Annotated in this window: 17 protein-coding genes; 5 read left to right on the top strand and 12 right to left on the bottom strand. The window is 53.7% G+C overall.

The window, feature by feature from the left end:
• The 4 genes from tssC (EUZ85_RS21455) to tssA all read right to left on the bottom strand — a co-directional run bounded on the left by tssC (EUZ85_RS21455) (nucleotide 1) and on the right by tssA (nucleotide 5013).
• Entirely contained in the window at nucleotides 1-1509 is a 1509-nt protein-coding gene (gene tssC, locus EUZ85_RS21455; RefSeq protein WP_127971762.1) for a type VI secretion system contractile sheath large subunit, read from the bottom strand.
• A gap of 129 nt (nucleotides 1510-1638) precedes the next feature.
• On the bottom strand, nucleotides 1639-3132 hold the full coding sequence (gene tssC, locus EUZ85_RS21450) for a type VI secretion system contractile sheath large subunit (RefSeq protein WP_127971760.1): 1494 nt from the start codon (nucleotides 3130-3132) through the stop codon (nucleotides 1639-1641).
• Nucleotides 3132-3665, bottom strand: a complete 534-nt coding sequence (gene tssB, locus EUZ85_RS21445) for a type VI secretion system contractile sheath small subunit (protein ID WP_011398021.1) — start codon at nucleotides 3663-3665, stop codon at nucleotides 3132-3134. The genes tssC (EUZ85_RS21450) and tssB overlap by 1 nt, the downstream gene beginning before the upstream one ends.
• Nucleotides 3666-3744: 79 nt before the next feature.
• Nucleotides 3745-5013 (bottom strand): type VI secretion system protein TssA, encoded by a 1269-nt coding sequence (gene tssA, locus EUZ85_RS21440; protein ID WP_127971758.1) that lies wholly within the window; start codon nucleotides 5011-5013, stop codon nucleotides 3745-3747.
• A gap of 440 nt (nucleotides 5014-5453) precedes the next feature.
• Between tssA and EUZ85_RS21435 the strand changes: the two genes are divergently transcribed.
• From EUZ85_RS21435 to EUZ85_RS21425, 3 genes are all read left to right on the top strand, one after another.
• Nucleotides 5454-6314, top strand: a complete 861-nt coding sequence (locus EUZ85_RS21435; RefSeq protein WP_127971755.1) for an alpha/beta fold hydrolase — start codon at nucleotides 5454-5456, stop codon at nucleotides 6312-6314.
• A 227-nt stretch (nucleotides 6315-6541) separates the two neighbouring features.
• The gene (locus tag EUZ85_RS21430) at nucleotides 6542-8431 is read left to right on the top strand and encodes a caspase family protein (protein WP_241566820.1); all 1890 of its coding nucleotides are present in this window, start codon (nucleotides 6542-6544) and stop codon (nucleotides 8429-8431) included.
• Nucleotides 8432-8729: 298 nt separating this feature from the next.
• On the top strand, nucleotides 8730-10217 hold the full coding sequence (locus EUZ85_RS21425; protein ID WP_127971751.1) for a serine/threonine-protein kinase: 1488 nt from the start codon (nucleotides 8730-8732) through the stop codon (nucleotides 10215-10217).
• A gap of 1 nt (nucleotide 10218) precedes the next feature.
• Here EUZ85_RS21425 and EUZ85_RS21420 read toward each other — a convergent pair whose 3' ends face one another.
• The 6 genes from EUZ85_RS21420 to EUZ85_RS21395 all read right to left on the bottom strand — a co-directional run bounded on the left by EUZ85_RS21420 (nucleotide 10219) and on the right by EUZ85_RS21395 (nucleotide 21840).
• Nucleotides 10219-12843 (bottom strand): CHASE domain-containing protein, encoded by a 2625-nt coding sequence (locus EUZ85_RS21420; RefSeq protein WP_127971748.1) that lies wholly within the window; start codon nucleotides 12841-12843, stop codon nucleotides 10219-10221.
• Between the two features lie 165 nt (nucleotides 12844-13008).
• Nucleotides 13009-15582, bottom strand: a complete 2574-nt coding sequence (locus EUZ85_RS21415; protein WP_127971746.1) for an autotransporter domain-containing protein — start codon at nucleotides 15580-15582, stop codon at nucleotides 13009-13011.
• Between the two features lie 218 nt (nucleotides 15583-15800).
• The gene (locus EUZ85_RS21410) at nucleotides 15801-17423 is read right to left on the bottom strand and encodes a CocE/NonD family hydrolase (protein WP_127971744.1); all 1623 of its coding nucleotides are present in this window, start codon (nucleotides 17421-17423) and stop codon (nucleotides 15801-15803) included.
• A 158-nt stretch (nucleotides 17424-17581) separates the two neighbouring features.
• A complete protein-coding gene (locus EUZ85_RS21405; protein ID WP_127971742.1) occupies nucleotides 17582-19621 on the bottom strand; it encodes a PAS domain S-box protein in 2040 nt (679 codons plus the stop codon).
• A 45-nt stretch (nucleotides 19622-19666) separates the two neighbouring features.
• The gene (locus tag EUZ85_RS21400; RefSeq protein ID WP_127971740.1) at nucleotides 19667-21391 is read right to left on the bottom strand and encodes a GGDEF domain-containing response regulator; all 1725 of its coding nucleotides are present in this window, start codon (nucleotides 21389-21391) and stop codon (nucleotides 19667-19669) included.
• Nucleotides 21388-21840, bottom strand: coding sequence for a response regulator (locus tag EUZ85_RS21395; protein ID WP_127971738.1), 453 nt, complete (start codon nucleotides 21838-21840; stop codon nucleotides 21388-21390). Before EUZ85_RS21395 ends, EUZ85_RS21400 begins: the two co-directional genes overlap by 4 nt.
• A gap of 349 nt (nucleotides 21841-22189) precedes the next feature.
• Here EUZ85_RS21395 and EUZ85_RS21390 point away from each other — a divergent pair, with 349 nt between their 5' ends.
• Entirely contained in the window at nucleotides 22190-23164 is a 975-nt protein-coding gene (locus EUZ85_RS21390) for a hypothetical protein (RefSeq protein ID WP_127971736.1), read from the top strand.
• 3 nt (nucleotides 23165-23167) lie between these two features.
• On the opposite strand, the gene EUZ85_RS21385 is transcribed toward EUZ85_RS21390, so the two are convergent.
• On the bottom strand, nucleotides 23168-24571 hold the full coding sequence (locus EUZ85_RS21385; RefSeq protein ID WP_127971734.1) for a sigma-54-dependent Fis family transcriptional regulator: 1404 nt from the start codon (nucleotides 24569-24571) through the stop codon (nucleotides 23168-23170).
• 388 nt (nucleotides 24572-24959) lie between these two features.
• Nucleotides 24960-25088: a hypothetical protein gene (locus EUZ85_RS31870; protein ID WP_255509286.1), complete on the bottom strand. Its 129-nt coding sequence runs from the start codon at nucleotides 25086-25088 to the stop codon at nucleotides 24960-24962.
• A 53-nt stretch (nucleotides 25089-25141) separates the two neighbouring features.
• On the opposite strand from EUZ85_RS31870, the gene EUZ85_RS21380 reads away from it, so the two are divergent.
• Nucleotides 25142-25801: a carbonic anhydrase gene (locus EUZ85_RS21380; RefSeq protein WP_127971732.1), complete on the top strand. Its 660-nt coding sequence runs from the start codon at nucleotides 25142-25144 to the stop codon at nucleotides 25799-25801.
• The last annotated feature ends 127 nt before the right edge of the window (nucleotides 25802-25928 follow it).

Below are 25928 nucleotides of genomic sequence, written 5' to 3'. Positions count from 1 at the left end.
TTAACTAGCGGTGTTAACCTCTGTCGTCAGATGCAGCTCCGAGACCAGGCGATCGGCCTGATAATGTGGGCGCAAGTAAATAGTAGTGGCGAAGGAGCCTGGCTTCTCGGGAATCTCTTTGACCTGCACCGAGCCTTCACGCAATGGATAGCGCGCCTGCATGAACCAGTCCGCATCTTCCTGTGAGGTGACATATTGAGTCAGCCAACGTTGTAGTTCACGCTCGCAGTCTTCCGCCCGCCTGACAGAGCCGATCATATCGCGGGTAATCACTTTGATATAGTGGGCGAAGCGGGAGCCGCACAAAACATGCTGTAGCAGTGAGGATAGTCTGGAGTTGGCGCTGGCGATCCGGTCCTGAAATACTTTCGGACGGTGCAGGGTAGGGGTGCTGTAAAACACGCCCATGGGAACGTCGTAACACTGACAGAGCGCAATGAGTCCATGCTCACTAAGCGCGCGTTCGCGTTCGTCGGAAAAAACGGCGTCAACAATCGGCTTATGCGCGATTTTCTTGGCGTCCGTAGCAAAAGCGTCCACGACCAGATTGTCGACGGCGCCGCCCGCCATGTGATCGCGAAGTAAACCGCGAATATGCGAAAACCAGCCTACTTCAGTAAATTCGCGTATTAATACCTTGGCCAACGCAAAGTTGGCGTATCCCCACAAGTAGTTTTCATTGGAGGCCTGGGCGCGCTTTTCTGAGAAAAGCAGCCCGCCATGCGGGGCGATTTGAATAGAGTAGGGGTTGCGGATCAGTACGCGGGGCATTGTCAGTCCCAAAAAGCGCGTGTCAGGGTGATCGCGCAAACTGTTCCAGGAAATGTAGTCCTGCTCGCTGAAAAGTTGCTTCAGGCTGATCGGGCTGGTGATTTCCGGGAAACTCGCCATTTCAAACAACTGGGGCGCGGCGTTAAGCAGTATCGGCGAGAAGGACGCTGCGCCGATTTCCGCCAGACGCTCCAGAGTGGGAATATCGTTAAAACGGTGTCCCGCAAAGGGTTTATGGGCCACCTCAAAATTCATCAAGATGATGCCGTAGGGCTCGCCCCCAGGCACATCGTATTCTTCGCTGTATATCTTGTGGAATAACTGACTTTGGTCGAACTCCACGGAGCGATTTACGTCTTTGGTGATTTCCGACCAGGTGATATCCAGAAAACGGATCTTCACCAGTTTGCGACCATATGAATAACTCACCACGTCATACAGGCTGCGCCAGGCGCGCTCTAAATCCTGAAACTTGCTGTGGTGAAGGATATGGTTAACCTGGTTGATGATCTTGTTGTCGATCTGGGCGACGGCTCTTTGCAGCCAAAGAATCAGATAGTCGTAATCCAGCGGCTTACCGGCGGCTTTGTCCTCGTAACACCAGTCTGGAAGTTTAATCAGTTGAAGTATCTTCTTGAGCGCGATCACTTCGGCGGAGCTTGGCCCCTGCGTGCGCTTCTGCACAACTCCGTAGGTAAACGGCATGGGGTTGTCGTTTGGAGATACTTTATTCTGCATCTTGGATTTGCGTAAGTCTGCCCGGAGAACGTTTATTTATTGGTTTAATTCTAAAATTTAAGCCGGACTTGCGCTCTAAGAGAGCAAGCCCGGCCCAAGCATGTCGCTTACTGTTCCTGAGCGGTTTTATCAACCGGACTTAGGAATTTCCGCAACCAGACGTAGAGAAGTGGTGAGCTCTTCCATTTGCAGCCATGGGCGCAAGTGAGCAACGGCGCTGAAAGAACCAGGAGATTCTGGGTTCTCTTTAACCTCAACGCGCGCTTCAGCCAATGGATATTTCGCCTTGGATTCGGGCGATGCGTCCGGATTGCTGTTGCAGTAAGTGTTGATCCAGTTGTTCAACCAACGTTCTGCGCCTTTGGCGTCCATGAAGGAGCCAATCTTGTCGCGAGCCATTACCTTCAGGTAGTGAGCGACGCGCGAGGTTGCCATGATGTAAGGCAGTCTTGCGGAGATCGCTGCGTTTGCGGTCGCGTCGGCTTTGTCGAACTTCTTGGCCTTCTGGCAGGTCTGTGAACCGAAGAATACGGCATAGTCAGTATTCTTGTAGTGCAACAGCGGCAGGAAGCCTTGTTTGGACAATTCAGCTTCACGACGTTCAGTGATGCCCACTTCGGTCGGGCACTTCTGGTCAACGTCGCCGTCATCGCTGACGAATAAATGAGAAGGCAGGCCAGTTACTTTACCGCCATTTTCCGCGCCACGGATCGCTACACACCAGCCGTGTTCTGCAAAAGCCTGAGTCAGGGTGGTGCCCATAACGTAGGCGGCGTTCATCCACGCAAACTTGTCGTGCTCGACGTTCGCGGCTTTGCCAGTTTTGGAGTCGATCGGCAGCTCTTCGTAGTTGAAGTCTTCGATGGACTTGCCGTTTCTGCCGTAAGGCATGCGAGACAGTACGCGCGGCATAACCAGGGTTACGAAACGGGAGTCGTCGGAATCCCGGAAACTGCGCCAGGGGATGTATTCCTGAGTTTCAAATATTTTCTCCAGATCGCGCGGGGTAGAGAGTTCGGTGAAGTCATCAAAGCCGAACATCTGTGGGCCAGCGGCGGAAATGAAGGGGCAGAAACCAGCGGCGGAAACGCCTGCCATGTTTTGCAGCAACTCCACGTCTTCTGGATGGTTGGAGAATTCAAAGTCGCCGATCAGCGCGCCGTAAGGTTCGCCGCCCGCGGTGCCGAATTCAGACTCGTAGATCTTCTTGAAGATCTGGCTTTGGTCGAATTCAACTGCTTTGTCCAGGTCTTTGTACAGCTCACGCTTGCCGATGTTCAGCATACGGATTTTCAGCGAAGAGCTGGTCTCGGAATTCATGATCAGGTGGTGCAGACCGCGCCAGGAGCCTTCCAGCTTCTGAAACTTGTCTTCGTGCATGATGGCCGCTAATTGCTTGGACATCAGCGCGTCGATCTGATCGATCGCTTTATTGATGGTGACGGTGAGGTTGCGGTCCCATTTGACCATACCTGCGCCAGCTTGTTTCGCCAGGTTAGCGATCAGGTCTTGAGCCTGCTCTGGTTCGGTTTGCTTGGTGGCGGTAATCGCCATGTCCAGCAGACTGGAGCTGGACTCTTCCGCTGCTCCGGATTCCTGACCTTGTAATTCTGCGTCGCTCATTAGGCATCTCCTCCGTCTTCATCTTTGGCCGGGCTACGCTCTTCCACTTCTTTGCTCAATACCGCCATCTTGTCTGCGTCAGACAGAACCTGCTCCAGCAACCCTTCCAGTTCTTCAGAGCGGTCAGCCTTGCTCAGCAGATCGCGCAGGCGGTTACGCGCTTCCAGCAACTCTTTCAGCGCCGGAATTTGTTTAACGATGTTCTGGGGTTCGAAATCTTCAATGGAATTGAAGGCGAGACTCATGCCTACTTGTTTGTCAGGGTCGCCAGAAATTTCGTCTGCTACTTTGAGGTCCAGAGTTGGAGAGACTTTCTCCATGATTTCGTTGAAGTTGTCACGGTCAATATTGACGAACTTACGTTCCTTCAGGGATTTCTTGGCGTCAGTGTTGTCGCCTGAGTAATCGCCCATGACCCCAACTACAAATGGCAGCTCTTTTTTAACTTCCGCACCACCAGTTTCCACATCATAGGTAATGTGCACTCGCGGTTTGCGGACTCTGTTTAATTTATCCTGTAGGCTATCTGACATTATTAGGTCCTCTTTGATTTAGCTGTAGGTATCCGGTTAAGCGTCAAAAAAAATTTTAACCCTTTAATATGTTGATTTGTCACCAACTACTGTCGCCGCCTCCGCCGCTATCCCAGTTTTCACCGGAGCTTTGCGCAGGTTCGGATGCGCCTTCGGCTTTCGCCTTCGGCTCAGGAATGGTGACCGCTCTCGCCGTTTGCGATAACTGGCCGATAGGAGCTGCGTCTTCGCCAATTTGAATACCCGTCATTAAAGCATAGCGCGCCCGTGCTTCTTCGTCAGGTATCAGCTCCATGAGAAGTTCTTGAATAGACATTCTACCCCAGCTGGCGGCTCTTTCAATGGCTCCGCAGAGGGGGGAATGCGGTTCTGTCTTGCGGAAATATTCGGCGATCACCAACAGATGATTGATGGCGTCTTCACGACTTCTGAAGGGGCCGTGCGCAACGCCGCCTCTCATTTGCTGACTGCCTCCTCCGCCTGTGCTTCCGCCTGATTGGCCGTCATCGGCTTGCATCGGCGCTTCATCATCATCGGAAAGCAGCTTGTTTTTCATCAGGCGCTTATACAGCTCTTCAACTTCCTGCAGCGCATTCTTAACGCCGCTGGTGGGAAGGCTGGCTTTGCTGCCGCTCTCTGCGCATTTGGCGTCGACCAGTTCGCCAATCTCTTGCCATAACGCTAACGTTTGCTGAATATCTTCGTAAGTATTCTGCGCTTTGTCAGGACTGATAGTGAGGAGCTGTTGGTTAACAATATCCTCACTAAGACTCAATTCTTCAAAGCGGCGAATACGCTCTTCTGGATCTTCGATGTCCAGGGCGTCCTGAAGACGACCATAGGAAGTCAGGGTCAGCACGTTTTCCGTATCGTCAGTCAATGGCGTATTTTTGATCGGCAGCACCAGCGTGCCTGTACCGTCCTCGCCGTTGAGTGATATCAGTGGATAGATGCGGGTTTCCACACCATCTTCGTCTGGAAGTGGGTAGACCGTGTCCCAAAAGTTTTCGACCAAGCCTTTAATGATCTGGAGGCCATCGCGAAGTCCGGTGAAACCTTCCAGTTTCAGTAATGCTTCGGTAAACCAGGCGGCGACTTCAAGGTCTTTGCTTTTGCGTTTAAGAATAGTTGGGGCGAGACGACGGATTTCCCGCCATTGTTCAACCAGCTCCAGTTCACCGTTGGCGTCAAAGCGCGCAGCCTTGGCCAGAGATACGACTTTGCGACGCGCGGCCTTGGCGGCGCTGAAGTCACTGTCGTTTTCATCTCTTAGATCGGTTCCGGATGGATTCTCGTCACTGATTGGCGAGAAGAAAGGCTCTAACTCAATAATATTGTCAGACGCCATAATGTATTTACTCCATAAAATCGTTCGGCGCTCGGAAATAGAGGAGTATGTCCGATTTTTCCCTGAAATCAATGTTGTTTAAGACATCGGCCGGTCGTGAACCTTGCTTTTCACGGCTGGCAGGGGGCTTCTCACAACCCTTGTCCAGGGTTCCGGGAAGGCCGGTTAATATACTAAAGTATTCGCTTTCAGGCTAGCTTACCCCTTACTTTTTTGGCGCTAGCCCTTTGTTTTAAAAGAGTCCTTTTGGGATTAGGGCGAATGGTTTATCTGTGTGTCGTGCATTTGGCGGATCTGATTTTCAGGTCTACTTTCTGGTCGGAAATGCGCTTGTTTAAGGGTGGAATAATTTGCAAAAAGCAGGTCTGTACAGTTGGGCGTTGAAAGCTCTACATTGCCCACCCCAAGGAAAAAAACGCGGTAAATTCATTATCTTACTGATGGCTTTATTGTGTTTTTTTGTTACCGGGTGTGCAGGTCTCGCTACGCCGCCCGAAGTGAAAGAAGGTGTGGCGGGCTATGTGAACGCTGACGACTTTAATATGTGGCTGGCGTATAAGAATGAAGCAATTGCGGGGGAGGATAGAATGGTTGACGCATCCACCTTACAAGCGCTCCTGATTGTTGTGATAGAGGGGGATGGCCTGCCCTGGAGTCGGCCTTGGCGCATCTCTTCCGATCCTACGTCTCCAGATCCTCTTATGTTCGACTGGTATCGCCAATGGCCGGGTGAAGCATTATATATAGGAAGGCCTTGCTATTTCGGAGCTAGATCAGGTCGCGTTCCGCCTGCGCCCTGGGATAGGGAAAACCCGCCGGAAGCACAGCCTTGTTTCGCGTATTGGTATACGCATGGTCGCTACAGTGAGGCAGTGGTAGCGGCGATGGCTCAGGCTCTACGAATGAAAGCTGGCGATCGCCCATTGCTATTGCTGGGACATAGCGGCGGCGGGACCCTGGCGATGCTGCTGGCGGCGCAGATGAGTAATGTTGCAGCGGTGATGACGCTATCTGGAAATTTAGATGTGGGGGCATGGACGTCAGAGCACAATTTCTCCAGGTTGACGGGATCTCTCGACCCGGCTGTTATGCCGCCTCTTAATCGCGATGTCAGGCAATGGCATTGGGGCGCCAGCGAAGATAGAACCGTCAAGCCGGAGTGGATAGAGAGGGAAGCAACGCGGCAGCAAGCGACTTTTCAGCTGGGTCCTGCTGCGAAGCATAGCGACTGGCGACTCTATTGGCCGCAGATAAATGACGCTGTTTCTCAGCTAAAAGCAACTATAAGCCGACAAAGATAAACAATAATCGCGTTGCACAGGCGTTGGATGCGATCAATACTTTATTTGTAAAAAATTATTCTTTGTATCGAGCGGAGGCCGGACGTCGGCGTTCAGGGTTTTGGGCGAGAACGTCGCTTTATCTGTTGCCTGTTCGGATAAGCAGGAGGCGTCATCGTTTGCGGTGACGCCAGGGCAGTACAGCAGCGTTGATAAAAGTGAGATGAATTATGACACGCAGACAAGGTATGAGCAGTAAACAGCACAGGTCATTAAAAAAGCGTACCCCCTGGGGGCTGCCTGTCATGGTCGCAGCGGGCGCCTTGGCTGCGTGCAGCAGTCAGCCGGTGGATAAGGCTGGCGACAAGGGAACGGAAGCGGACAAATTGATGGTGGTGGACTGCCTGTTGCCAGGGCAGATTCGTCAGTTAGGGGCCAATGCCCGATTTTTGACTGCTCGCCGCCCGATTAAGACGACTGCCTCTGAGTGCGCTATCCGAGGAGGCGAATTTACGGCCTTTGATAGAGCCGATTACTCTACTGCGTTGAAAGTCTGGCTTGAGCAGGCCAAATCCGGGGATGCTGAAGCGCAGACATATGTCGGCGAGATTTATGAAAAAGGCTTGGGACTGGCGCCGGATTATGAAGTGGCGGCGGTTTGGTATCGCCGCGCCGCGGACCAGAATTTCACTCGGGCCCAGATCAACCTGGGCAACCTTTATGAAAAAGGGCTTGGGGTTAATAAAGACCCTATCATGGCGTTGAACTGGTATCGTCGCGCCTCAGGCCTGGATGGCGACAATCTGCAATATGCGTCCACCATTGTTGCGAATGATGCCCTGCAGAAAGAACTGTCTAATTTGCAAGGCGAAGTAAGCAAGCTGGAGCAGTACAAGGCGCAAACAGAGGAAGAGAAGCGTCGCGCTGCCGAAAAGGCGAGGGCGGAACAGCTGGCTAAGCAGGAGCGTGACAAAGCCAATCAGGCCACTCAGACTGCGACGCTTGAAGTAGCAAGCTTAGATCCCACTCTGGCGCCGCCCTCCATCCAGATCCTTGATCCTCCTATTTCGTTGACTCGCAGTGGCCCCACTGTCTTGTTGCGCAACGCGGTGAGCGAGAAAGAGATTATCGGTAAAGTCGATTCCCCCGCAGGCTTGAAGTCGTTCACGGTGAACGGCAAGAGAGTTGATGTGGATGAGTTCAACTTGTTCTTTATCAAGGTGCCGGTACAAGGGCGTAAAACAGACGTCGCCATGAACGCAACGGATAAAGTGGATCAACGCGTCGGTTTCGGCTTTTCCATGTTCCTTGATCAGGCGGCGAATCAGTCCCGCACTCAGAAAATCGAATTTGACGCCAGCTCGCAGTCGCCTAAATTCGATGGCGTCAGCTTTGGTCGCTATTACGCGCTGGTGATTGGTAACCGTGATTACGCCTATTACACGGATCTGGAAACACCGGAAAAAGACGCCCGCACCATTGCAGAAATGCTGAGCAAGCAATACGGCTTCAACACTAAACTTCTGCTTAACGCGACGCGCTATGAGCTGTTGTCCGCGTTAAACGAAATGCGTGAAAAACTGACGGAGCATGACAACCTGCTGATCTACTATGCAGGTCATGGCGAGTTAGATGCGCAGAATGATCGCGGCTACTGGCTGCCGGTGGACGCGGAGCCGGGCAATACGGCGAACTGGTTGTCCAACGTATCGATTTCCGACCAGCTGAATACCTTTAAAGCCAAGCATGTGATGGTGGTGGCGGACTCCTGTTACGCAGGCACTCTGTCTACCGCCTCGGTGGCGCGCCAGAGCGCAGTGGCGGAAAACGAACTGCAGAAAGAGTGGCTGGAGCTGATGGTAGACGTCAAAGCTCGCACCGTGCTGACATCCGGAGGCGTGCGTCCGGTATTGGATAGCGGCGGCGGCGATCACTCCGTGTTTGCCCGCGCGTTTATCGAAGCGTTGAACACCAACAACGGTTTGATGGACGGCAATCGTCTGTTTATCTCTGTGCTCGGCGATGTGCGTAAGCGTTCACAGCAATTCGGTATTGATCAGATCCCAGATTATGGCGCGATCAAATACGCGGGTCATGAAGCAGGTGAGTTCTTCTTCGTAAAAGCGAAATCCATCTAATTCGACTCACTCTCTCCAGGGGCGGATTTCCACCGCCCCTTTCTTATTTCTTCCATCTTTCTTCCATCGCAAGCGTCGCTTTTTTTCGTAGAGCATTAATTTGCTGGATGAAACTGACAGTAAGACGTTATTATTTTTCCACTGACGATTTCCCGGTTTACTCCAGGCTCTTCGGGTTTTGACGCTATAGTTATACTAATAGCGCTTCCCATATACCGTTTGCGCGAGCAGGCGAAGTGCTTGGACAAGCGGACCTAACCCTTTGAATTAATTGATAGCGCTGGACAGTAATTGAACGATGTCTGATACGCAAATTTTCGATCCCGCCTCAATGGACTCTCAGTATTTCGGCAAATACAAGGTGCAGCGCGAACTTGGGCGCGGCGCCATGGGGGTAGTGTATCAGTGTTTTGACCCTGACTTTGAACGCATCGTCGCCGTCAAGGTTTTGCTGCCGGAGTTGTTGGGCGCGGACGTGACCGGTGAATTTCGCGAACGCTTTCGTAACGAGATGCGAGCGGCGGGCAAGATATCCCACCCTAATGTGATTAACGTATTCGATGCCGGCGATCAGGATGGCGCGCCATTTTTCGTCATGGAGTATGTAGAGGGATATGAGCTGAAAAGCGCACTCGACGATGGACAGCGCTTTCCTATCGACAAGACCCTGAAGATCATGACGGACGTGCTTTCCGGTCTTGGACATATCCATGAACATGGCATCATTCACCGTGATCTGAAGCCCGCTAACATCTTCATCACCAAGAATGGCGTAGCGAAAATCGCCGACTTTGGCGTCGCCAAGCTGGAGTCTTCCGAGTTGACTAGGGTGGGCACCATCATTGGTTCCCCCAGATATATGTCTCCTGAACAGTGTCAGGGCTTGCCGGTAGACGCGCGTTCAGACCTGTTCGCCGCAGGCATTATCTTTTATCAGCTGCTAACCAACGAGCATTGTTTTAACGCCAACTCGCCGACAGCGATTATGCAGAAGATTCTGCACGCGAAACCCGAACTGCCCTCAATGTTGATACCGACTTTGTCCAAGCATTATGACGCGGTTGTCGTAAAAGCTCTGGAGAAGAGTCCAGAGAAACGCTACCAGTCTGCGGAAGATTTTATTCAGGGATTGATGCAGGCGGCGGAAGGTAAAAAAAGCGGTAATATCAAGGGCCCTATGTTCGCTGGCGTCGGTGGTTTGCTGGCGGTGGCGGCGGCAGGGTTGCTTTACGTTTTGATGCCTTCGGTGGGGCGGAATGGCGTAACGACTCCCGCTGAGACGACCAAATTGGTCCCGAGCAGTGTTAATGGAACGGAAGCGATTTCCAGGCAATCCGACAATGGCGCTCAAGCGCATGCTGATAACAATGGCAATAGTAACCCTGATAGCGCCCAAAACGGCTCGACGCCTCAAAATGCGTCAACAGAAAATACCGACAATCCTGTACGTCCCGCCAACACCGAAGTGCAAAGCCTGAACCCGGAAATCTCCGCCAAGATTGAACGGCTGCTTAAAGTCGCCAAAGTCCATCGCTTGCAGGGGCGGTTGGTGACTCCTTCCGGCTCCAGCGCCTATGACGCCTATAAAATTGTGCTTGAGATTGATCCCACTAACCAAGTGGCGCAAGAGGGTCTGAAGACTCTGGAGCACGATTTGGTGATTCGCATTGACGAGTTGCGGGATCAGGGCGAATCGCAAATGGCTCTGGCGGAAGCCACCACCGGGAGTCAATTGTTTCCCAGCTCTGAGCAATTATCGAAGCTGGCGACGCAGCTGAAAAAGTAGCTCAGGCTTCCTCCGGTTCAGGTGCGACAGCGTCTTGAGCCGAGTCTGGCGCGAGGGGCAGCTCCACATAAAAAGTCGCGCCTTTACCGACTTCAGATTCGAAATCAATCCGGCCATGCATTCCTTTAGCCAGTTCTCTGGATATAAATAAGCCCAGTCCGGTGCCGCCTTTTTGGCGGCGATCGGAGGAGTCAGCCTGGGAAAATTTCTTGAAGATACGGGTATAAAACTCCGGCGGAATGCCAGGGCCGCGGTCTGTGACGGAGATACGCACGTAGTTCTCCCGGCGTTGCACTGATATGTCCACCGTTGAGCCCTGCGGAGAGAATTTGGCGGCGTTGGAGAGAAAGTTGGCCAATATTTGCTGAAACCGCAATGGATCAACGTTCACGAGACTCCCGTCTTCACGGTGGGAGATCTGATACTCCACCTCATGCTGTTGTCCATAAACCAGATTTGTGTCAATGGACTGTTCCACCAGCGGCATCACCGGTTCGATGGAAAAGCTGTATTTCACGCCGCCTGCGGTGATTTTCTCCATGTCCAATAGGTCATTGATCAGCAGGGCGAGTCGCTGACTGTTTTTGTAGGCGATTTGCAGAAAACGGGCAAATTCTTCTGTCGGCTGGCCCACAGCGCCGTTTAACAGGAGACTGAGTGCGCCGGTGATAGAGGTTAATGGAGTGCGCAGTTCATGGCTGACAGTGGAAATAAACTCATTTTTCATACGATCGACGCGTTTGCGCTCGGTAATGTCGCGCACCACCACAATAAACAAACGTTCTGATCTGCGGTGTACTTCCGATACGGATATACCCACGGGGAAGCGCTCGCCGTTTTGGCGTACGCCCTCTATCTCATGCTCTTCGCCGCTGGCGTCGCTGCGTATGGAGGCGGATAGGTAGTCCGACATGGTTTCCGAGGCGTCATCGTCGGAATAGTTGGCGAATAATCGTTTAAGGTTGTAGCCGATGACGGAGTCCGCGTTGTAGTGGAAGATGCGCTCCGCCGCCCGATTGAAGGAAGCAATGAAGCCAATCTCATCCACAGTGATGATGCCGTCGTTGATATTATTGAGAATCGCCTGGGTATGTTGCGCATGTTCTTCCGCCTCCGCTTCCGCCATTTTTTGCTGGTGGATGTCGGAGATTGAGCCAGCCATTCTGATGGCGACATTCTCTTTGTTGCGAATGGCGGCGCCCCGAGAGCGAAACCAGCGCCATTCACCGGAGCGGGTCAGCAAACGATGCATGATGTCATAGGGCGATTCGCTTTCCAGATGGGCCTTGATGGCCTGCAGAACCGGGTTTTTGTCCTGGGGATGAATTTTCTGCTCAAACTCAGTGAATGTGTTGCTGAAACTGCCTTCCTCATAACCGAGCAGTGCCTGGAAACGCGGAGCGTAATACATGTGGCCGGTTTGCAGGTTCCAGTCCCAGATCCCGTCATTGGAGCCGCGCACCGCCAACTGGTAGCGCTCTTCGCTCTGGCGTAGACGGGTCTCGTTGTCGCGAATGGTTTGCGTCATGCGTTTGGCCAGCTCCAGCGCCTGCTCCCGCCGAAATGACAGGAACCAGACCAGCAGCGTCAGCAAGAGACTGACCACTCCACCTAACCCCACTACCAGCTTATCCAAATGCGTAATGGCGTTGGCTTCAAACGCTGGCGTGTTCTCAAACACGACTGTCCAGTCGTGTTGATAGAAAGTCAGAGTGCGGGTAGCGGAATACTTGGGAGGAGTCGAAATTTCTATCTCCTGCAGGCCCGTTTGAAAGTCGTTTTCTTCGGTTTCGAACATCAGTGTTTCGTCACTGATGGTTGTGTTGTCATAGATGCGGAATGAAATCTGCAGTCGACGCGGCCCAAGGATGCCGGCCATTAAATCGTCAATGCGATAGGGGCTGTACACGAAGCCTTGCAGGGCGCGCCAGCGCGCCTGCTCTGTTTCCGGCACAACGCCTTTGGCGTAAATGGGGACGTACATAAGAAATCCTGACTGCACTTTTCCATGGGTCTCCTGCACCAGCGTGACCTTGCCGGACAGGGCGGTTTCCGCTGATGAAGCAGCTTGCCGCATAGCGGCGGCGCGGGTTTCCTCGGACATCATGTCGTAACCGAATGCGGCCAGGTTGCGCCCCAGAAAAGGCTCCAGATAAATAATAGCGGAGTAAATTTCCCGATCGCCCTGAGGTTTGACGACATAGTTGGGAAATCCTTCAGCTCTTACTGTTGCGATATGTTGGGCGAGTTGGCTCCTGGGGATGACGACGGAGTAGCCTACGCCGAGAATGCCGGGATAGTTCTTATTCAGGTTGAGACTTTCGATGTAAACACGCCACTCGTCGCGCCTTACTTCATTGCTGGCTTTGAACAGCGCGCCGCCGCCGAGCAGAATCTGCTCATGGTCGCGCATGCGCTGGGTAATCAGAGAGGAAACCTCATCGACATAGAGTTGGAACTGTCGCTCGGCGCTGAGTTGTTCCTGATTGCGGATAACGCCGGCGGCGAGAACCACCATGGCCAGACTGGCGATCAATACGCCCCAGGCTGCAAGCAGGCGGCGTCTGAACAGAGGGGCGACGGAGGCCCAAAGTACATTGCCTGATTGAGGTCTGATGTTCGCCATCCTTTATCATGCGTTACTGGCCGCCGCCGAGACGGCCGGTTGATCATTGACGCTTATAGAAAGTTCAGTTGGCGGCGCTGAACTTGTCAAGGAGTCTTCCGCCTCCTGTCCGTTGACGCGGCGGCGCGCCGGTGGGCGCGTCGCCGGGGAGAGATCGGGCGCAGACTAGAATTGATACGAGACGCCAATGGCGATGACTGGCCAGTACTTGGCGTTATCCAGATCATCGTCATTGATATTGGCTTCTTCTTTCGCCAGCTCACTCTCCAACTGCGCCTTCAGCGCAGGGTTGGCGTCTGCTGCGGGGCTATCCGCCGACAGGTGAGCCTGGGCGGTGTCGGTAAACAATACCCCCAAATCTGCGTTAAAGCCCCATCCCTTTGTCGGCGCTACGGCATTGCCCCAGCCAATGCCCAGATAAGGCGAGATGGCGCGATCATAGTCGATCTTGGCGTGCAGAGTGCCAACCTGTTCGGGGGTAAAGGTAAAGTCCCCGATTTCCACATTTTCTGTTGGGGTCGCGGTACCGGTGAATTCATTGCGGTTGGAGAACAAACCGCCGCTGACTCGGAAGCCGCCTTCGAAGGGGTGCCAGTCCATGATGAGGCCGTAGGACTCCAGATCGATATCAATATCGTAGTCCACATCGTCCAGGGAGCGATCAACCGAGTGTGAGAAGCTGTTGACCATGCCGCGCATATTCCAGCTCAGGTCATGCAGTGGAATAGTGACGCTGATGCCTGCGCCTAAGGTGCCTAACATAATGCCCGGGGCGATGGATTGTCCTTCAAGAGTATGGAATACGCCGCTTTCCGCTTGTGGACCGCCCAGCTCCATACGCACGCCTGCCTGCCAGACATCGGTGGACAGATTATCGCGGGCGAAGTCGGTTCCGTAGCGAACATAGGCGGATGTGCCGCTTTTGAAAACGCCGGTGAGCGACAGGCCCGCGTTCATATAAGTTTTATCCGCTTCCTCGGTTTGCAGTTTGAACGAACCTGCTTCTGGGAAGATCGATAACTGCGCTTCGATTTCGGTGGGATCGTTTTTTAACTCATTTACGAACGCCAACTCCAGTTGTGGAATCAGCACGCCGAAGTTGTAACTCAACGCCTGACTGACCCGTGCGCCAAGGGTGCCGGTCATGAGGTCTGTGGAGTATTCCATCACGTCCAGTCCTAAGCCTGCGTCATTGCTTTCGCTGTAAGCGTCCACATTAACCGTGCGGTATTCGATGTTGAGGAAGGCGTCGACCTGCCATTGTTGAACCTGATAATTGATGCCGGTTCCCATGGCGGCGTTCCATTGATCGCCATCGGTATCGCCTTTGGAGGTCGAAGTGACGCCAGGGAAATTGACGGCGCGAGTGGAGTCGATAGAAACTCCGCCGTAGCCGGCGATCCAGTCAAAATACCAATTGTCCCGGGGATAATAGTTACCGTAGAAGGCGAGGTTCCAGGTATCGGTCTCCAGCTTGGTGACGGAGTTGTTTTCTTCGCTGTCTGTGGTGGTGTATCCGGCGGAAATGCCGAGGATCAGTTTGTTGGTGAAGCGATAGTCGACGCCGGCGAGCAGTTGTTGCGCGTCATAATCGTATGCGCGCTGATCGCCGTGGGCGTCAGCGTCGCCGAATATCAAAGAGCCGCTTAAAAATACGCCCAGGCGATTGTCGGCGAACATAGTCTCGTCATCCCCAGCGCCGCCGCCGGTTCCTGTGACGCCCAGTAACCTGCCGACGCTGAAATTCTGGCCTTGTACTTCAGTCTGCAGCCCTACCAGGCTCAAACCGGTAGATCCGTTGCGTAGATTGCTGAGTCGGTCGCCCAAGCTTTTTACCTGTGACGCAGCGGCTTCTTTCATTGCGCCAGCCTGAGCGCCGATCTGGCGCAGCAGAATTTGTTCCAGCGCATCCGCTCTTTCGGAATCGCTCAATGCGGCGAGCGCGTTACAGGTAGCCTGGAAAGTGGCGTCCGTCTCTCTGACAATGCCGGCGGAGTTGGCGTCGCAGGCGGCCTGCAGCACTCCTGCAAGCTGTTCTTGCTCCTCGTCTTTAGCGCCCGCCAGTAACGGTTCTGAATCAGGATCGATGGATATGGTGACGGTAGCAGAACTACTGCCAACGCCTTCGTAAGTGACGGTGTAGTTGAGTACGACGTCGGTTGGTTCGGTTAAGTCGCTGGGAGGCGTGTATTTGTAAAGCCCGCTGATGCCGCTCAGTTGGGTAATGGAGCCTTGTTCGGGAGTATCAATAGTAAACTCAGTGGGATTGCCGCTGGGTTTGACGTCGTTTTCCAGAGGAAAGATAGTGATGGCTTCTCTTCCCGCCAAATACTTATCGTTCAACGCCTGCAGACTGCCAGCCTCTACCGTCAGGTCCACCGTAACTGTGGCTGTGCTGGTCCCTCGGATGTCTTGTAAGGTGTAAGTGAAGGTGACAGTTCCAGAAAACGAAGGGTTTGGCACGAAATTGACGGACAAATTGTCATCTGTGTCGATTGCTACGCTACCTGCGGAGCTATTGCTCAGCGCGGATACGTTGGTAATTTTGGCTGCATTTATTGCTTCCTGCGTGCTGATGTCGATGGTGTCGTTGTAAGTGACGACCAGTTTCTCCTGTCCGTCGCCGGGGTTGACGATATAGGAGTCGTTTACCGCAGTAGCGGCGAGGGAGAGAGAAGCGATGCAATTGAGAAGCACAAAAAGCGTGGAACAGAGTAGAGGTCGGAGTCTGAGCGTCATGTTGCGTACCTTGCCTTCTTCTTGAGGTTGTTACCGCTGTCAATGCGATTGGATCGCGGCCGTGACCAAGACTTCAGCAGCTACCGCTGGCGGGCCAGATTTGTTTTTAATTAGGAAAGTGTAGGCGAGGCCTATGAAATCGTGTAGGAAATTTCCAGATGTTTTTGCGCATCCGGCCCCATAAGGACCGGATTGATTCGCGAAAGACGTGAGCGGCGTCAGGGTGCTTCCGGCAGTTCCAGATAAGACTGTGCGACGTTGCTATGGCGGAAGCTGACGGCGTAAGGCGTCAACGTCGGCGGGCCGTAAAGAATATCGAAGGTATCGAAGGCAATGGCGATGCGATGTCCAGCGGGCACATCGTAAGCCGCCGCCGTCAACTCCATGTCCAGACTCTGGTCCCGCCAGGGCGTGGCGTCGTGCAGCGTGGCCGGCGCATGGGTAATCAGTTTGCCTACGCCCAGCGCATCGACGTCGTACAGATAGGCATTTAACTGCACCTTGTTGTAGCTGGGTTCGATATTCAGATGGATTTTCGCCATTCCACGAATTTTCAGTGTTTCGGATAGCGCGCCGCTCTGATAGACGATGCCATGAACGCGATTGATCAGCGGCATGGAGGCGTAAACCGGCAGGCCCAGCCCATCCAGCAGTGCGGACAGAAGGGGAATGCCGGTGCTGGCGCCGGAATCGAGCCCGGAATAGATCGTGTTGGTGCGAGTCAACCAGGAATCGTATTGAGCGTTTGATAAGCCGCCGTTGCTGAGCAGTCCTCTAGGGTGCATATACAACGTGCGTGTTTGCGCGCCGGGGATGGGCCACGCGGCGTATTCTTCCCGCTTGTGTTTGAGGTCGGTCAGCATGGTCAGGGGAGGGCGCGCCATGATGCCGGTATCTTCGCCTTTCAGCCAATAGTCAAACCAGTCTCTTGCGTTGTCCCAGGTATAGTTGGGAATGCCAAGCAAGCCGAGTCCTTCTGCGGAAGCGTGCGTGCCCTGATTCAGATCCAGACGCTTGGGCCCGCTGAGCTGTTCGAAGAAGCGTAGCAGATTGTTTGGTTGGAACAGGTTGTCGCCAAAGCTGTTGGCCAGATATACCGGCGCCTGGCGAGCGTTGATCTGATCCACGACGCGGGAGGGGGAACGTTCATAGCCCCAGGCCATGGTTTCCGGGATATTTTTATGCTCCACCAGGTTGCGATATTTTTGCGCGATAGCAGGGTCCATATTGGCGGTGATCAGGCCGCTGGACACGAGGAAAAAGCCCCAGAACAAACGTGGTGTTTGCTGCGCGTACAGGGACTCTACCAAATCTCCCCAGGTGCTCATGGCGACGGCGGTTTTGATGCGCGGCTCATGAGCCAGCCCTAACAGGCTGATGCCCGAGCCGTAGGAAATGCCGGTGACGCCGATAGCGTTGGGATCGGCCTGGGTATTGGCCAACAGCCAATCCACCATGGCTGACAGGTCCGCCATATCGTTGGGGCCGGCTACATCCACCATGCCCTCGGAACAGCCCCAGCCCCGGGAACTGTAGCTCAGCGCCTGATAGCCTCTTTCTGCATATTTGGCCGCTTGCAGAAAGTATTCATGCTCGTCCAACACCCAGCTGTTGATGAAAATCACGGTAGGGTAGCCGCCAGCCGGAGGCGGCGTATTGGGGATGAACAGGTTGGCGTCGAGAGAAAGACCGTCGTGGGCGGTGACCTTGATGTTGTCGTTAAAGCGATAATCGGTGTGATCAGGCAGGTCAAAATTGACGCAGATATTGGCGCTGGCGAGACTGGACCAGCCAAGCGCTAACAGGGTCCATAACAGAACGGATCGTAACGTGACGTTCATGGGGAGTATCCTTGTCATGTTATTTTTGTTTTGTGTGTGATCCTTCCGCGCTAACGCACTCCTTCAACGGGGAGGACCTGACAAAGTATTCCATAAATAAACGTCGTTCATTTCACCCGAACGGGTGAGGACGCACGTTTTTGTGAACTGCGTTAAGGTTAGCTCTGACTGTCTAAAGTGAAGTAAAAGGTGGTGCCTTCGCCGTTGGAGGAGTCCAGCCAGATTCGGCCGCCATGGCGCTCCACGATTTTTTTCACAATGGTCAGGCCGACGCCGGTGCCGCCATATTTATCCTGGGGATGGAGGCGTTTGAAGATCTTGAAAATCTTCTCATACAGATTGGAGCTGATGCCTATGCCGTTATCCTTGACGTAAAAAATGTGTTGAGAGTTTTCCTCAAAGCTGCCCACAGTGACCCATTTTTCCTCTTTGTCGTTATACTTCATGGAGTTGGTGATGAGGTTGCGGAACACTTCCGCCACTCTGACGCGGTCGCATTTTATTTCCGGCAGTTTGTTGGCGATTCGGCAGGCGACCCCCAATTCATTAAGGCGCGGCTCCAGCGTCTCGATCACTTCGATGACGACCGTGTTCAGGTTGCAGCTTTCTATGGACAGTTCGGTTCTACCCAGGCGGGAGTAATGCAACAATTCTGTGATCAGGCGTTCCATGCGGCTGGTCAGGCGCACCAGACTTTGCAGCATTTGACGGCCGCTGTCGTCCAGTCTGTCTTGATAATCTTCTATTAGAAAGGAAGCGTAGTTGCTGATGCCGCGCAGAGGCTCCTTCAGGTCATGGGAGGCGATATAGGCGAAATCGTCCAGCTCCTGATTTGAGCGCAACAACGCTTCCTTGTGTTTGATCTGCTCCGTGACGTCCGCCGCCATGCCGATCAGGCAAATGAGCCGTCCATCGTCGTCCAGCACGCCATGCCCTTTGTCTTCGATATAGCGCAGTGAGCCCCAGGCGTCGATGATGCGATAACTATGGGTCCATTCTCCCTGCTTGTGTCTTTCCAGTCCTTTAATGATGCGATCGCGGTCCTCCGGCACGATGGCGTCGATAAAGCCCCTGGGATTTTCATACAAAGATTGGCAACTGCGCCCCCAGATTTCCTCGTAGCGGCGGTTGATGAAGTAGATGCGGTCCAGTCCGGGGGCGGACATCCAGACCACGCCGGGCAGGGTTTCTGCGATGGTGCGGAACTTCGCTTCGCTTTCTTTCAGCGCTTTTTGGATTTCATTGGTTTCACGGATGTATTTCTGGTGCGCCTGTTCGATTTGCTCCTGCATGCGCTTGCGTTCGGTGATGTCGATGACAGTGGCGATAATGGTGTGGGTGTCATGCTCGTGGACGGCGGTCAGACCGACTTCCACGGGGATCTGGCCGCCATTCTTATGCCGCGCCCACAAGTCCCGGCCGACACCCATCTTGCGGGTTTCCGGGCGTTTCAAGTAGGCGTTGCGTTGGATTTGGTGCTGGTGGCGGATGCTTTCCGGCAATAGCAGTTCGATCGGCTGCTGTTTCAGCTCATCTTTGGAATATCCCAACATTTCTGTCAGGACGGAGTTGAAGGACTGGATCAGGCCATCGCTGTTGACCACCACCAGGCCATAACCGACAGCGTTGCTGATTGTGTTGGCGCGTTCTTCCGCGAGTCGACGCTCGATATTCTCGCGCTCCAGGCGGCGGTTGAGATTCTGCAGCTCTTCCGTGCGCTGCGCTACCTGTTCTTCCAGATAGGCTTTTACCTGGGTAAGTTCATCACTGCGCAAGCTGCTCAACGCCAGCTTGTTCTGCAAACTATCTGTGAGTTCGCGCCATTCATTGAAGGAAGGGAGCTGGGTGATCTTCGGCAACAGGGGCCAAACGACAATGGCGGTAATGGCGGAAACCAGCGCTGTCGCGACCTTGATGGCGCCTTCCGCGTAGTAGTACCCGTTCCAGACATTGATGATTTCCATGACGTGAGTCATCCCGCAAAACAGGATGAAGCAGGCGAACAGGGCGAGTGTCCAATTCAGTTCGAATTGCCGTTTGCGATAAATGAAATACAACAGAGCCAGGGGGATGCTGAAATAGGAGACGGCGATAACCAGATCCGATCCCACATGCATGATCAGCAGATCATATTGCCAGAGCAGACAGTGACCATGAGGCATATAGTCGCCGGAGAGAAGCCGGTCGATAATTGACATTGCAGGTTTACTCCATAAACGCTGAAAGACGTACTCAGGAGGGTTTCAGGCCTTTCGCTGAATACGCGGGAAGTGTTCCATGAATTCTTTTAAAGGCTGGCTGCCGCAGGGCGTTGGCTTACCGAATAAATAGCCTTGCGCCAGATCGCATCGTGATTTCTTGGCGTCATTCCATTGCTTGTCGCTTTCGATCCCTTCCGCAGTCACTTTCAGTCCGAGGTGGTGTCCGAGGGCGACGACGGTTTCTATGACTTTCTTGTTGCGTTCATCGTGCTGCGCTTCCAGAAAGAAGCACTTATCGATTTTCAAAATATCGATAGGCAGGCGGGTGAGGTACGCCAGGGAGCTGTAGCCGGTGCCAAAGTCATCTACGGCGATGCGCAGGCCTAACTCGTGAAGATTATTCAGCAGGCGGATGCTGGCGTCGGGTTGCCGCATCAGCGTGGTTTCAGTGATCTCCAGTTCAATGACTGAGGGATCAATGGGGTAGCGATTCAACTTGCTGCGAAACATATCCACCAAATAGCTGTTATGGAACTGATTGGCCGGCATATTGATAGAAAGCGAAATTTCTGGAAACTCCTTCGTCCATAGCACCGCCTTACGACAGACCTCGTCGATCAGCCATTCATTGAACGGCTCCATCAATCCCAGGCTTTCCACCATCTGGATCAACTCCATTGCCTGGATATTGGGGTAATCCGGCTTCGGCCACCGGCTCAGCAGTTCAAACCCGCGCAGGCATTCACCGGGAATATCGACAATGGGCTGGAAGTAGGGCTGAAGCTCTCCCTTTGCAATCGCTCTGGGCAAAGCCGCTTCCAACGCTTGTTTGCGTTGCCAGATTTCCTTCTGCGACTGGGAAAACTCATGATACGTAGAGCGTCCGCGCCCCTTGGCGGCGTAGAGCGCAAGATCTGCGTGCTTCAGCAGTTCCTGTGCGGTTTTCGCCGTGGCGGGATAGCGGGCGATGCCAATAGAAGAACTGACGGCCACCTCATGTTCCGCGATATGGGTGGGCCGATTGACTTCTTCCAACAGCTTTTCCGCAACACTGCGGGTGATATTGACGTCGACATTCTCCAACAGCACGACAAATTCATCGCCGCCGATGCGGGCTACGCTGTCGGTTTCCCGCACGACAGACTTGATGCGGCCGGCGACGGCTTGCAACAGCGCGTCGCCTGCGTCGTGTCCCAGAGAGTCGTTGACGGGTTTGAAATGGTCCAGGTCTAAATAGAACAGGCTGCATTCATGGCTATTGCGCTCGGCTTTCTTGATCGCCAGCTGCAGGCGGTCAAGAAACAGCGCGCGGTTCAAAAGCCCGGTCAGCGCGTCAAAATGCGCCATGTAATTCAATTGATGCTGCAGACTGCAGGTGCGCACGGCGTTGCCGATAGCGCGGTGCAGCGACTCGGCGGTCAGGTCGCCCTTCACCAGGTAGTCATGGGCGCCATTGCGCATCAGTTGTACGGCGATGGACTCGTCTCCCTGACCGGTCAACACCACCACCGGGATCATGTCGTCGATCCATAACTTCTTAAGCTTGCGCAGAAACGTCAGGCCGTCCATGCCTGGGAGTTGATAATCCAGTAAACAGCATATCGGTCGGTGGTGCTGCAGGATTTCCAGCGCCTCTTCCGCGCTTTCCACTTCTTCGATACTGGAGAAAGGTTCTTGATATTTGGCCAGTAGTCTTCGGTATAGGTAGCGATCGTCGGCGGAGTCTTCGATGATTAACAGGGAGGTGTCGCCGCGCATTCCATTCATGCCTCGTTGCCGCGTGGTAGAACTGCAATTTCAAACCAGTACTGCTTGAGCTCGCCAACTGCTCGAATCAAACCGGATAGATCGACCGGTTTGCAGACGTAGGTGTTCGCTCCAGAGAGGTAACAGCGGGCGATATCCCTTTCATCGCTGGATGTGGTGAGTACGATTACGGGAATGCGTCGCAGTTCCGGATCGCCTTTGACTTGCTTCAGCACTTCAAAGCCGTCAATACCGGGAAGATTAAGGTCCAACAGAATCAACGCGGGCAGTTCGCCTCTGTCTTTAAAACGGTTGCGCGCAAACAGGTAATCCAGGGCTTCCTCTCCCAACTGACAGTGGACAATGGGATTGATCAACCCTGCTTTGGTGAAGGCGCGTTGCATGGCGGCATAATCATCCATGCTATCTTCGACCACCAGAATAAGCCGGGTGGACTGGTTTCCTGTCATGACTCCCGCCTTGAGAAAAGTAGAAATTCCATGCTGATTGAGAGCGCCACATCTCACCGTATAACTATAGACAAATAGTCGCTGTTTGGCGTAAGTGCAAGCGGTTCATTTTTATTACATATTTATAAAACTGCTTTAACAGGCCCCTGTGCGCAGCGCCGCCACGCCCGAGCGGAAGGTCTTCGCGGCGGCCTCGCGTCATTTTGGCTGTGGTCTAAACTGATAATTGTCGGAAAAAGAAAGCGTTGAGCATTTCCTGGCGACGTCTTTCGCGTCCGGTTGTATGTCGGGCGCAAACTGCTATGCCGTTTGCAGGACCACTCATAAAAACTGATATCCGGGACACTGTGTGACTGAATCCACGACCTCCGGCTCCGCTTCCATCACCAAACAGATTTCTGTGCTGGAGAAAAAGCGGTCCGCGTTATTGCGCTTGGTAAGAGCGACATCTTCCCTGGAAAAGCTGCGCCAGAGCTTCCAGGCCGTGCTGCAGTTGGGTGCGAAGAAGATGACGCTGTCCACTTCTGCGTTGAAATCATTTGAATCATTGGGGCGTAAAGTCCGCAACCTGCCTGACTCCGAGGTGAAAGTTCGCCTGGGTAATCTGGACGATCACGTGCAGAGCAACCTGGGGCGAGTCACGGAAATGGCCTTGCAGCTGGTGGACGCTGAGGAGGCGATTGACGAAAAGTTTGAAGAAATCAATCTGGTAGTAGGCGATTTCAGTCGTTATGCGCGCACCTCCATCGCCATGCGAGTATTGCTGGAACGGCGCGGCGTCAAGATAGCGCCGCTGAAAATCAGTCTTCCCGTTGAGGATATCAAGCGGCGTTTGAGCCGGGTTTGCGAGCAGGAGAAGAGTTGCCGCAAGCAAGCGGAAGAACAGATCGTCAGTATGCATGAGGACATTGGCGTCATGCTGGAAAATCCCACTTGTACGACAATGCAGCGGCAGGTGCTGGAAGCGGTGGATAACGCGCTTCTGGAGAATCTGGCGCATATTCAAGCGGGTAAAAGCCTGGCGGATTTACCCACGCCAATTGAAGAGATTGAAATAGAAACACCACGACCGGGCGCTGTGACAAAGGGGGCGGAAGAAAAGGAGCCAGCGCAAGAGAAAGAGCAAACGGTCAAAAGTCGCGAAGCGGCCCCGCTTCCTTCAGAAAAAACCAAGAAGCCGGGCGTCAAGGAAGCTAATCATCCGGAATCTTCGCCCAAACGACCTTCAGGCGTGATGGGGCGTTTCCTTGAATGGTTAAACACGCCTTGGAGCGTGAGTTGGAAAGATCTGAGGAAAAAGAAACGGGACGCGAAGCGCAAGTAAACCTCAGGCTCTGTCGTTTGTAGAAGAAGCCCTGAAGCGGGTTTTATCGATACCATGTTTTTTGATCATTTTTCCTAAGGCGCGCCGCTCTTTACCTGACCGGCGCGCCGCTTCACTGATATTTCCACGAGTCGTCTCCATCAACCAGTTCAGATAGTCGCTCTCAAAGCGCCGAATCACGGCGCTTTTGGCGTCATTAAACGACTGCGCTTCGAAGCTGATGTCAAACTGCGGCGTAGTAGCGCCGGGGGACGAGGGCAGAGAAAACTGCAGCTCTGCGTTATCACTGAGCAAATATTCCCGTTGCAGCAGATTCTCCAGCTCTCTCACGTTTCCCGGCCAGGCGTAGGACTTCAGCGCTTGCAAGGTCGCCAGGTTGAGCTGTTTCTCGGGACGACGGTATTGTTGGCTGAAACGTTGCAACATATACCGGGACAGCAGCTCAATGTCCTCTTCGCGGCCCCGCAGTGCTGGCATGGTCAGGGTCAGGATATGCAGGCGAAAGAAAAGGTCTTCGCGAAACATTCCCTGCGCTACCTGCTGCGCCAGGTTGGCGTTGGTGGCGGCAATAACGCGAATATCCGCGGTGCGGTATCCTGCACAGCCCAGTGGGCGATATTCTCGGGTTTGCAGAAATCGGAGCAGGGCGACCTGGGCTTTGGCTGACAGGCTGTCTATTTCGTCGAGAAAAAGGGTTCCCCGGTTGGCTAATTCGATTAATCCTGGCTGTGCGCTTTTGGCGTCGGTGAAAGCGCCCTTGGCGTGGCCGAACAACTCATTTTCCAGTAATTGCTCAGGTAAGGCGCCGCAATTAACGGGAATAAACGGAAACTGTCGGCGCTCCCCCAGATAATGAATCGCCCGCGCCGCCATCTCCTTACCCGTGCCGGTTTCGCCTTCGATCAACACTGCCGCGTCGCAGCGCGCAATGCGGGTTATCAGACGCAATGTAGCGGTGAACGAGGCGGAGCGACCGATCATATTCAGCGCATCGAATTGTTCCCACAAGGCGATATCCTGATGAGAGTCATATGTATCTGCATCACCACCTTCCCGATGACGTAATCGGTCCAGTCGCAAGGCCAGCTCCGCCTTATGACAGGGCCAGCGCACAAACTCATCGAAGCGTTGCATGAAATCTGCGTCCCACTCTCCCGCGTCGGAGCTGTACACACACAGACTGCGGCCGCGCTGTTCTGGCGTGAGGGCGGCGAGGATAGCGTCTTTGGGATACGGCTGGGCGCCCAGTAAAAAAAGAGTAATAGCGCTTGAGCAGGGCTGAGGTTTATTCAGCCAGACGTCACCGGACACAAACTGAGGACGGTAGCCCAGCTCTGGCAGAATCCGGCTGAACTCAGAGTGATGTTGCGATGAAGGGCTGAAGGCGATGCAGTCTAAGGTTTCCATATGCCTGCTCCAGGCGTTTCTTGTTATCGTCCGAGACGCGACCGCCGATGACTGCTCTGAGTGAACGCGTCCATATAAAGAGTGCGCCGCTAACCTGAAGCGCTGCTAGGGAGTTTTAGTATAGTTCGAAATTTTCACTTTGCAGGGAGATCAAAAGTACATTGCGTTATTACTCGGTCAGAAGTGTGACGAGTTTGAGAGGAAGCCAGTACTGCTGCTGAGCCCTCTAAATTACTCCAACAAGCTCAGCGCCTTTTTCTATTCCGCTACCTTTTCCGGTGTAAACGCCTTGCGGTTTCATGTAGAGCGCCTCATATTTGGGAGGGACGCCAATGTTTCCGAACTCTTCTCCTTGAGGGGAGGCGTAGACTTCGTTGGATAGTTGGGGCTAATCGCTGAAGCGCTTCACAAAATACAGCTCCTTAATGTCCTCCACTTGCTTGAGTTCACTAAGAATGGCTGCTGGCGCGCTGTTGACTAATACCAATGGCGAGTTTTGTGAGAAACTGTTTTGCATTACTAATCTGCAACAACATCAAACAAGCCATAGAGTTGATTAGGAGACCCGTAGTGAAAGACATCATCGAAGGCTTTCTGAAGTTCCAGCGCGAAGCATTTCCTGAGCGTAAGGAGTTGTTCAAAGACCTCGCTACTCAGCAGCAGCCGCGTACTCTGTTTATTTCCTGTTCCGACAGCCGCCTGGTTCCGGAACTGGTCACCCAGAGAGAGCCGGGGGATCTCTTCGTCATTCGTAATGCGGGGAATATTGTGCCTCCCTATGGACCGGAGCCCGGTGGGGTGTCGGCCTCGGTGGAATACGCCGTGGCGGCGTTGCGGGTAGCCGACATCGTTGTGTGTGGGCATTCCAACTGCGGCGCTATGACGGCCGTCGCTACCTGCCAATGCATCGATCACATGCCTGCAGTCGCTCACTGGTTGCGCTATGCGGACTCCGCCAAAGTGGTGAATCAGGCGCGTAAGCACGCCGATGAACGAGCGAAGATTGAAGATATGGTGAGAGAGAATGTCATCGCCCAGCTGGCGAACTTGCAGACGCATCCGTCTGTGCGACTGGCGCTGCAGGAAGGCCGCCTCACCATGCATGGCTGGTTCTATGACATCGAATCCGGCGGCATTGAGGCTTACGACGGTTCCCGACATGCATTCGTGCCGCTGGCGGAACATCCTGAAGCGCGGGCGATTCCAGGGAAGTTGTCGCACGCAGTTTAACCCGCCTGTAGCGTCTGGCATCCAGTTTAGTGGGGCGTGTGCATGGGGTATTTCGGTTTGGAATAAACGCTTGCATACGCCCCTCGCTCATCTACTCTTTTAATTCATGAGTAGAGAAGTGGGAAAT

This window comes from Hahella sp. KA22 (assembly GCF_004135205.1).
Taxonomy (GTDB): Bacteria; Pseudomonadota; Gammaproteobacteria; order Pseudomonadales; family Oleiphilaceae; genus Hahella.
The sequence above is the reverse complement of the archived record's forward strand: the minus strand, read 5'-3'. Positions and strand labels throughout refer to the sequence as shown.

Bases quoted from the DNA above. Each gene is read 5' to 3' on its own strand.
- EUZ85_RS21430 (WP_241566820.1), top strand. From the start codon at position 6,542: ATGAGCAGTAAACAGCACAGGTCATTAAAAAAGCGTACCCCCTGGGGG.
- EUZ85_RS21395 (WP_127971738.1), bottom strand. From the start codon at position 21,840: ATGACAGGAAACCAGTCCACCCGGCTTATTCTGGTGGTCGAAGATAGC.
- tssC (WP_127971762.1), bottom strand. From the start codon at position 1,509: ATGCAGAATAAAGTATCTCCAAACGACAACCCCATGCCGTTTACCTAC.
- EUZ85_RS21435 (WP_127971755.1), top strand. From the start codon at position 5,454: ATGGCTTTATTGTGTTTTTTTGTTACCGGGTGTGCAGGTCTCGCTACG.
- EUZ85_RS21415 (WP_127971746.1), bottom strand. From the start codon at position 15,582: ATGACGCTCAGACTCCGACCTCTACTCTGTTCCACGCTTTTTGTGCTT.
- EUZ85_RS21410 (WP_127971744.1), bottom strand. From the start codon at position 17,423: ATGAACGTCACGTTACGATCCGTTCTGTTATGGACCCTGTTAGCGCTT.
- EUZ85_RS21385 (WP_127971734.1), bottom strand. From the start codon at position 24,571: ATGGAAACCTTAGACTGCATCGCCTTCAGCCCTTCATCGCAACATCAC.
- EUZ85_RS21400 (WP_127971740.1), bottom strand. From the start codon at position 21,391: ATGAATGGAATGCGCGGCGACACCTCCCTGTTAATCATCGAAGACTCC.
- tssB (WP_011398021.1), bottom strand. From the start codon at position 3,665: ATGTCAGATAGCCTACAGGATAAATTAAACAGAGTCCGCAAACCGCGA.
- EUZ85_RS31870 (WP_255509286.1), bottom strand. From the start codon at position 25,088: ATGCAAAACAGTTTCTCACAAAACTCGCCATTGGTATTAGTCAACAGC.
- tssC (WP_127971760.1), bottom strand. From the start codon at position 3,132: ATGAGCGACGCAGAATTACAAGGTCAGGAATCCGGAGCAGCGGAAGAG.
- EUZ85_RS21405 (WP_127971742.1), bottom strand. From the start codon at position 19,621: ATGTCAATTATCGACCGGCTTCTCTCCGGCGACTATATGCCTCATGGT.
- EUZ85_RS21420 (WP_127971748.1), bottom strand. From the start codon at position 12,843: ATGGCGAACATCAGACCTCAATCAGGCAATGTACTTTGGGCCTCCGTC.
- tssA (WP_127971758.1), bottom strand. From the start codon at position 5,013: ATGGCGTCTGACAATATTATTGAGTTAGAGCCTTTCTTCTCGCCAATC.
- EUZ85_RS21425 (WP_127971751.1), top strand. From the start codon at position 8,730: ATGTCTGATACGCAAATTTTCGATCCCGCCTCAATGGACTCTCAGTAT.